At 59.6% G+C, this 8,004-nt stretch carries 12 protein-coding genes; all 12 read right to left on the bottom strand.

Annotated features, from left to right (window positions below; all coding sequences use genetic code 11):
* Window positions 1-81: 81 nt before the first annotated feature.
* Window positions 82-1,233: a tyrosine-type recombinase/integrase gene (locus ACM6JM_RS12395; RefSeq protein ID WP_336353057.1), complete on the bottom strand. Its 1,152-nt coding sequence runs from the start codon at window positions 1,231-1,233 to the stop codon at window positions 82-84.
* A complete protein-coding gene (locus ACM6JM_RS12390; RefSeq protein WP_414881994.1) occupies window positions 1,134-1,550 on the bottom strand; it encodes a hypothetical protein in 417 nt (138 codons plus the stop codon). The genes ACM6JM_RS12395 and ACM6JM_RS12390 overlap by 100 nt, the downstream gene beginning before the upstream one ends.
* 36 nt (window positions 1,551-1,586) lie before the next feature.
* Entirely contained in the window at window positions 1,587-1,742 is a 156-nt protein-coding gene (locus ACM6JM_RS12385) for a hypothetical protein (RefSeq protein ID WP_414881993.1), read from the bottom strand.
* 56 nt (window positions 1,743-1,798) lie between these two features.
* Window positions 1,799-1,969 carry a hypothetical protein gene (locus tag ACM6JM_RS12380; protein ID WP_414881992.1) on the bottom strand — a complete coding sequence of 57 codons (171 nt, stop codon included), beginning with the start codon at window positions 1,967-1,969 and terminating at the stop codon, window positions 1,799-1,801.
* Window positions 1,970-2,041: 72 nt separating this feature from the next.
* Complete coding sequence (locus ACM6JM_RS12375; protein WP_414881991.1) at window positions 2,042-2,548, bottom strand: DNA N-6-adenine-methyltransferase; 507 nt, start codon at window positions 2,546-2,548, stop codon at window positions 2,042-2,044.
* A gap of 49 nt (window positions 2,549-2,597) precedes the next feature.
* The gene (locus tag ACM6JM_RS12370; protein WP_414881990.1) at window positions 2,598-3,059 is read right to left on the bottom strand and encodes a hypothetical protein; all 462 of its coding nucleotides are present in this window, start codon (window positions 3,057-3,059) and stop codon (window positions 2,598-2,600) included.
* Between the two features lie 73 nt (window positions 3,060-3,132).
* Window positions 3,133-3,570, bottom strand: a complete 438-nt coding sequence (locus tag ACM6JM_RS12365) for a hypothetical protein (protein ID WP_414881989.1) — start codon at window positions 3,568-3,570, stop codon at window positions 3,133-3,135.
* An 80-nt stretch (window positions 3,571-3,650) separates the two neighbouring features.
* Window positions 3,651-4,151: a hypothetical protein gene (locus ACM6JM_RS12360; protein ID WP_414881988.1), complete on the bottom strand. Its 501-nt coding sequence runs from the start codon at window positions 4,149-4,151 to the stop codon at window positions 3,651-3,653.
* A 13-nt stretch (window positions 4,152-4,164) separates the two neighbouring features.
* Entirely contained in the window at window positions 4,165-4,728 is a 564-nt protein-coding gene (locus ACM6JM_RS12355; RefSeq protein WP_414881987.1) for a hypothetical protein, read from the bottom strand.
* Window positions 4,729-4,921: 193 nt separating this feature from the next.
* The gene (locus tag ACM6JM_RS12350) at window positions 4,922-6,463 is read right to left on the bottom strand and encodes a DNA cytosine methyltransferase (protein ID WP_414881986.1); all 1,542 of its coding nucleotides are present in this window, start codon (window positions 6,461-6,463) and stop codon (window positions 4,922-4,924) included.
* A 70-nt stretch (window positions 6,464-6,533) separates the two neighbouring features.
* Window positions 6,534-7,565 (bottom strand): hypothetical protein, encoded by a 1,032-nt coding sequence (locus ACM6JM_RS12345; RefSeq protein ID WP_414881985.1) that lies wholly within the window; start codon window positions 7,563-7,565, stop codon window positions 6,534-6,536.
* 57 nt (window positions 7,566-7,622) lie between these two features.
* Entirely contained in the window at window positions 7,623-7,934 is a 312-nt protein-coding gene (locus tag ACM6JM_RS12340) for a hypothetical protein (RefSeq protein ID WP_414881984.1), read from the bottom strand.
* Window positions 7,935-8,004 lie beyond the last annotated feature (70 nt).

Here is an 8,004-nt window from a genome sequence, read left to right as displayed (position 1 = left end):
ATAATTCAACGACTTAGCCGTTTTCGAGTGGCTTTGTTGTTTCTGCCATAGTGACTTTCCGAGTGACCTTGGCATTTTCGATCATGCTTCCCTCCTTTTCAGAATCGTCAGCGCTGGTGCGCGCGAGTCGGTTGCTGATACCTTATTTGCCGCCGCAATGAGCTGATCCAACTCCGCTGCCGAGTAGTGGCTGGTGATGCTCCCGTTCTTGTGGCCGAGCAGCGCTTTGCGATCCTCCTCAGTCACGCCAGCAGCACGCAGCCTTCTCCCAAAGGTGTGCTTCAAGTCGTGAATTCGGATTCTGGCAAAGCCGTCATGTGCCGGCCGCAAGAATTTCTCCTGCCACTTCTTTGCCGCTCGAATCCGCGCCTTCTTCCAGGCCGAGTCATTCATGCGGTGAACCGTCGTTTCATTCCCTTCACCATCTGGCTTGCCAAACGGGAAGACGTAGAGCGGATGCTTGCCGCGCTGCTTCTCGATCACAGACTTGGCAACGTCATTCATCACGACCAGACGCTCGTCTCGGTTCTTCACGCCAGACCTGGCGCTCCTTCCCCCAAATCCCGCCGGTATCAGGAACACGCTCGTTCCCAGCTCCGGTACCGCAATCTCCCAATTCCACTGAAGCTTGCAAACTTCCTGCTCCCGGCAACCTGTATTGACCTTGAACATAGCCATGGTCTGAAGGTGCGCCGGGAGTTCGGCGAACAGGATCGACTGCTCTTCCCATGAAAGCGGGTAGGGCTTTCGGCTGTTCGTCTTCTCGTCCAGCAGGGAAATCATCGGCACCACGTCCAGCAGCGGCCGTCGTTCCTCGTCACGCCATTTGCGTGCACAGAGGTTCAACACGCGGATGACCCGCTGGAGCGCGATATTCACTGTCCGGTTCGTGACTGGCTTCCCTACCGCCGGATTTAGCTTCGACTGTATGTAAGGCGCGAGTGCGTCGTCGTCGATGTGGGTCAGCGGCATGTCGCCAATAAACGGGTCGAGCTGTTCCATATAGGTGGCCGAGATGTGGATTGAAGCCTGATCCTTCACTTCCAGCAGGAAGCGAGTCGCCGCCTCCCGCCACGTCCTTACCCGTCTGACGCCGTACACCTTCTGCTGGCGCAACTGCTCCAGCTTGTGAATCAGGTACTGCTCTGCTTCGGCGCGGTTACAAGTGCCAGTACTCTCTTGAATTCGTTCTCCTCTGTACTTTTTGTCGATCTTCCAGATGCCGTTCGGCATTTGCTGGAGGCCGGTGATTGCTTTTTGGGCCACGGCGTTGCTCCTTTCTTCTTGCCCTGGCGCTCGCTGCGAGGGCGATTGTTGTCCTGATTGGCGGCCTTTTCAATTGCCATCGACTCGATGTAACGATCGGCCCACTCGTCCAGCTCGAGCCGGTCAAAACCGACTCCCTGTTTCCCGATCGGGAATTCGCGGACGTTCGGCCGCACCGTTTTATTGAACTCATCCCGGCACATGCCGAGATAGCCGTATGCCTCGCCGGCGCGAATGAAGCGCGGGAGGATTGGCGCGACCTGTGCCGCGCTTCGATTTGCCATGGTGATATTCCACGCCGCCGGCGGCGGCAGAAGGTTTTAATGAAGGGTCACGCTGTCCTGCCCTGGGGCGATGGCGCGAGCCAGTTGTTCGGTGCGGCGGCAGATGTGCTGGGTGATGCCGTTGCAGTCGGCGACGACCCACCAAAGGCCAGCGAATCGGTGCGGGACCTTGATGGTCTTCGTGATGGTCATGGCGCACTTCCTTGCCCGGGTGAGCGGTGCCGCGCGGGGCGGCAGAAGGTGGTTTGTTACGCGGCTCGCTTACCGTCGGCGTCGAGCCTGTAGTAGTTGCGGCACTTGCAGTGCGGGCAGACCAGATCGCGAACACCATTGAGCCAGCTGCTCGGTACGCTGACCCGCTCACCGTGGAGGTGCTTGTTCCGGCAGCGGGTGCACTGCACTTTCTCTTCTTCGAGCATGCGAATTCCTCGCCCGCCGTACACCGGCAGGCTGTTGAGTAGGGGGAGGGGTTACTGCTGAATGAGTTCGAATCAGGCAGCGATTCGGGGAACCAAAACGCCGAGATCCGCCAGGCTCTGCAGAGCGATCGCGCAGTCATCGCCGAAAGCAAACATCGCGCTGCCGGCACCTGATCGGCCTTTCTTGTGGCTGTTCTCGTGCCCGGGCACAAAGGCGATTCGCCCCTTGATCAGCAACGTGGCCGATGCAGTGGCCATTGCTTCCTGAAACCACTCGGCATCTGTGCGGCTGAATACCAGCGCAATGCCGTTGCCATGAGCTATCAGGCGGCGCATCCAGAACCCGGTGTCAGGACCGTATGGCGGGTTCATCCAAACGCGGCCCGACCATTCCTTCGACAGGCCGTCATCGAAGATCGTGTACTTCGTCTTCGCCGGTACCGCTGTCACATAGTCGTGCGGGCTGGATGGGTCGAGGTCGAACTGCAAGTCCAGGCGGTCGAAGATCCAGGCCGGCGTGCACCACTCGACGCTCTTGTGCTTCGGCGGCGCCGCGCGGGCGCCGATCATTCCGGTCATCGCCACGGCCCCTTGTAGATGAGGTAGGCCATGTAGAGCGGGGCGAAGATCATGGCGTCACCTTCCTTTCACCGAATTGGTCGAGCAGTTCATTCTCAAGCTGAGCCACCAAGCTCTCGTAATCGGAAAGCTTGATCGATCTCATGCGCTGGTTTTCATGGTCGAACCCGGTCGGAACGCCGCGCTCTGCCCACCAGTTGCGTGCAAAGTGGAATGCCTCGGTTGCGGCTTGAGTTTGGAACTCGTATGCATTTCCGGGGCGGCCATTCCACTGCAAGCCGGCTTGTCCGATCAGCGACTTGATGCGCCTGGCGAGCTGCCCGTTGCTCAGTGAGATCCCGAGCGCGCCACGGCCGATCATGCTCAGGTACTGGGCGAAGTGGCGATCCAGATCGCGCTCGCCGGTCAGCCCTTTGCTGCCGCCGACGTAATTCACGATCACGCCTTTCGCGGTTCTCTTCACCTGCGCGCGCCAGATAGCCCGCAGGATTTCCGAATCAGGAACTTTCATCCGATCACCGCCTTTATGGTCAGGGCCAATGGAAGCCAGAAGAAGAGGGTGCAGCCGGCCATGCAGGAAAGGATCATGGCTGCGCTTGCGATTTGAGGTCGGCGAGTGCAAACACAATGCCCCGGCAGTAGCCGTCTTCGCCGTCCCAAACGTTGAAAGTTGCGTGAGGGATGTCCGTTTCGTAGATCCAGCTGAAACCGTCCACATCCCAAACCGCATTGATGAACTCTGCCGTCGCCATTCGCTTCACGAAATTCGCGATCGCCTGATCATCACCGTCGTCAACCTGCGAGCGATCGAGCAAGCCATTGGCGTCCACCCAAGCTGTGCCGCCGTTGTTGCACCCAAGCTCGTCCCGGATGGCGCCTTCGAACTCCATCAGGTCGTCGCTGGCGCCATAGACGATCACTAGTCCGGCGTTCTTGGCTTCGGCAATCTGTTCTTTGGTGATCGAACGGTGCGCCGGGTATTGGATGTCGTTCAGTTCAGCTGCGAGCTTTTCTTTGTTCATGACTTCGTCCTTGCCGCTATAGCGGCTGACTTTGAAGGGGGAGGGAGTAGATTTGCGAGTGGAGTACAGATGTACTCCTGTCAGGCCGTGGCAGACTTTTCTGCTTTCCTCTTGACGCCGTCCCTGAATTTTTTGAACGGGCCGTCCGGGAGATTTGCTATTGCATTTGCTGCCTTGATAAGCAGGTTGCCCATTTTCTCCCGCGTCTTCGGCACGAATAACTTGAAGCGAGATCCGGCCGGGTAGTACTCGTCGTAGGCCATCCGACTGCACAGTGTCGAGGCTTCATCAAGTCCCAGGCTTCGGCCGTAAGCGATTAGGTTTTCCCGCTCTTGGACCTGCTCATCAATCCGCTGATCCGCTGCGTTCAGGCGCTGCTGCAGGGCGTCACGCTCGGCGGTGACCCGGTCGAGCTCGGCGCGGTCGATCAGCTCGACATAAACGTCATCGGTGCCGGTGACCAGCCGCTGCTGCAGCTCTTCGATCAGCTTCGAATCTGGCTGAATGTCGTTTTCGCCAAGCTCGGTTGAGTCGAATGCGCCGCCGAGCACCAGAGTGGCCAGAGTTTGTATTCCGCTCATCATGCAATCCTTTTCAATTGTCGGTACCGGTGTAGGTGCGCCAAGGCACCTTCACGCCGTTTACGAGGAATCCCCAGTCACCGCGCCACTTGCTGGTGATGAAAAGAGTGAATACGCCGCCTTCGGAGACTTCATCGATTCGGTGGTACTCGCCGTGAAGTAGGCGAGCGGTGTCTCCGGGGCGCCGGATGATGCTGGTGGTTTCCGCCGGTTCATCGCTTGGCTCGCGCACCATCGGCATTCCTGTCGGCAGGTCGGGAGTTTCAAGGCGCTGTTCGCGGTACCAGCCACGAAGGATGATCGTGCGGGCGTGCCACGGGTGATCGTGCAAATCCCTGTCCTCGTCCGGCCGCAGGATGTGGTGGATCCGGAACGACCACGGGCACCACCAGAACCTCGGCTTGTGCGTGATGCGGCTGTACGGGTTGAGCAGCCACCAGCGGCCCATGTACATCTCGGTGCCGTCGGCGGACATGATGTGCTGGTACGGGGTGAGCTTGGCGCGGGCGATGAGCCAGTCGACGATTGCCGGGCGCGCGATTACCTTGGCGAGGATTCGCCAGAAGATGTTCAGCATGGATGGCGTCCTATGCCGGGGCATGCCCGGGCAGTGGAGGGTGGGGGATTCAGGAAAGTTCGCGCTGTTCTATGGCATCTGCCGATTCATCGTTGAGTTCGTTGGTTCCGATACCACCAAAGGGCTCAAAAAATGAAACGTCTCACCGAGTGGATAAACCTGATCGCTGCCGTTGTTCGACTGATCGACGTGATCATCCGTACGGGCTGGGTGTGATCTGCTTGAGGATGCGGCGGCCGATCCAGCGTACGCAGGGAACGGCCTTGCTGTTACCGATCGCCTTGTAGCGCGGTCCGTCCGGGCATTCGCTGGCTGGCTTGCCGCGCCATGGGATCAGCGTGTAGTCGTCGGGCATGCCCTGGAGGCGTTCGCACTCGCGCGGCAACAATCGGCGAACGCCTGACCCGCCGACGAGTTGGCCGGTCCATGCCTGTTCCGCCTTGATGTTTCCATGATTGGCACCGAGCGTGCCGGAGACTTCGGCAACCATTACGGCGTGCTGGCTACCCTGATCAAGCGTGTACATGGGGTCGCCAGGTTCTGCGATGCCAAGCCCGTTCTGATCTTTTCCGCGCGTGGCGTTTTGAATTGCAAGCACAGCATTTTCGCCGCCGTTGTTGCGGCCGAGGGTGTGGGCTTGTTCATAGCGGACGTCCGGATCTTGTGTGCCGTTAACCACCAGGTGGCTGTGTCCGTGGTTGGCGTCCTGGCCTGAGCAGCCTTGAAGTCGACCGTAACTCGCATCGAGGGTCGCGGTAACGCACGGAACGTCGTCATAGCTGTAGCCGCCCGACTTGCGTGCGCCGCCGGCGAGCGTTGGGGCCACGAAAAAAGTCTCGCTTTCCATGTCGAGCCGGCTGTCCTTGGCGGTGAGTGTTGCTGAGCGCTCAACCGATCCGGCCAGGCTGTGGCCACCGAACGCCGGTATACCGCCAAACATCGACACCGCAGGCCCTTCATCACCCTCGCAGTTCACGCAGCCGTAAGGTCCGAGGTGTTCGGCGAAGACTTCTCCGCATCCGCACTGGAGCGCAGGGCCGAAAGGAGCTGATCCGGTAACGTCTTGCCCCTCGCCTCGGCGCGGCGCAGTATCCCGGCGCACGCCTTCTCGCTCAAAAAGTACCTCTGTGGGATCGAAGTCGTCTCGAGCACTTGCGACAACGAACACACGGCGGCGTCGTTGGGCCAGGCCGAAATATTGGGCGTCCACGATCCGCCACGCGACTGTTCTTTTGGGTCCATACACACAACCAGCGTCCGGCCATTTCTTCCCTGAAGGCTGCAGTTCGCAGTCTTCCCCAGCAAGCGCGCCAAGAAAGCATCCGAAGGCGTTCCCTTTGTCGCTGAGGACGCCGGGGACGTTTTCCCAGACGATGACGACGGCGGGCTTTCGCTGGCCGGCGCGAACATAGTCAACTGCATCTGCAAGCTCCACGTATTTGATGGTGAGGGCGCCGCGCGGGTCGGTGAGGCCTTCGCGCATGCCGGCCACGCTGAATGCCTGGCAAGGTGTTCCGCCGACGAGGACGTCCGGTGCGGCGATCTTTCCGGCCAGCACCTGGGCGCCGAGTTTGGTCATGTCGCCGAGGTTCGGCGTGTTCGGGTAGTGGTGGGCCAGCACCGCGCTGGGGAAGGGTTCGATCTCGGCGAACCAGGTGGCGCGCATCCCGAGAGGCTTCCATGCAAGCGTTGCCGCCTCGATGCCGGAGCAGACCGAGCCGTAAGTGATTTCCATAGGGGATCCTCGCCGGCTGGCGTGATTCGTAGAAGTGGGGTATTTGTGTTCGGCCCGGCATGGGGCCGGATCAGGCCGCCTGTGAAATCGGCACAGCCTTCAGGCCGTCTTTCTCGTCAGCATCACCCAGGTAGGGTTTCAGCTCGGCGCGGGTGTACTTGCCAGCCCTGACCGTGTCACTGGTGTAGCCGCTATAGTTGGGGCGAAAGTAGACCCCATCCTTCACGTTGAAGATCATGAACAGAGGCTCCTGCCCTGGGAAAAGTACCTTTCGCAGAACCTCGGCCCGACGGTAATTCATTCCAGCCACAGCCTTAGCGATCAGATCCTCCAGGCGCTGGCGTCTGGCTCGCTCGTTTTTCTTGATTCTGATATCGGCTGGTCGGTCGACAAACAGTTCGAAGCAAGCCTTGTTGTCGTATCCGTACTTGCCATGTGCGACCCACCACATGTTGTTGATGTTCACGAAGGCTGTGCCTTGATACCAGCGGCCTTTGCGATCAGTCGTCCAGACCTTCGCGCCGTGCTCAATGGTTTTCTTGTCGCCTGAACCAGAGTTGTAGCGATCTGGCGGGATAGTGGGCGGCCCAAAACGGCGCTGGCTCACGTAGTCAGCATTGATCCATTCGATGTTGGTCATGCCGCCGATACCGCATTTGCGTTCTTGATCCTTGAACGTGTAGCCGGTAAAGACGTTGCAAAGGTAGTCGCGAATGCGCCGGCGTGTCCGCTGCATCTCCAGGCGCACCAGGTACGGCATGTGCTTTTCTTTGTCGCTTTGGTAACGCCCACCGTGGTCTGCGCGATCCGGGGTGCTCACGGACTGGAAGAACTCAAGATCAATACTGCGGCCGGAGATCTTCAGGTCGGCCTGAAGGTCGCCCTTCACGCAATGGCGTGCATTGTTGTCGGTGAAAATATGGGTCTGTTCGCGGACGGTCCAGCCGATACGATTGAGTGTCTGGATGATGCGCTTGAACACTTCGCGCTTGAATTTTCGCTCCCAGACAACTTTTGCGTCCCATTCGCGAGGAATTCCTTCCTCCCATACATAAAGGCTCGCCTCGCCGAACGAAACGCGGCCTTCGCGTTGAATTTGCATTGGATATCTCCAGTCAGGCGCCACCCTCCGAGACCGGATGCGCAGCGAGGGTAGGGGTTATTCTTCGTGGGTGATGCGAAGGGCTTCGCGGTCGTGAGCGAGTTTCAATTTCCGCGACACGTTTTCTGGAATGACGTATTTGTGTCGCGGCGGCGTGAGCAGAGGAAGGGCGCCGCCCGGGCCGAGGCCGTGCAGGTGGTGAATCATCAGCGTCATTGCCTCGCCTGGTTCCTCGATGCCGCTCCAGGCCATCAGCTCAGCAAGGGCTTGGCGCGTACCGGGCAGGCAGTGCAGCCTGATCTCTTCTTCGCCGCGGCTCTTCCTCTTCGCCGCGGCTTTCTCTGAGCGTTCCGCGTTGCTCTTGGCCATGGCCTACCTCTTCAATTCCGCTGGCCGGCAAGTCCAGCCAGGTCTGTCGTTTGCGTTGTTGGGGTCTGGA

The organism is Pseudomonas sp. IT-P2, from assembly GCF_949767575.1.
GTDB classification, from domain to species: Bacteria; Pseudomonadota; Gammaproteobacteria; order Pseudomonadales; family Pseudomonadaceae; genus Aquipseudomonas; species Aquipseudomonas pharyngis.
Note: the sequence above shows the minus strand (reverse complement) of the source record. Positions and strands in the feature narration are given on the sequence as shown.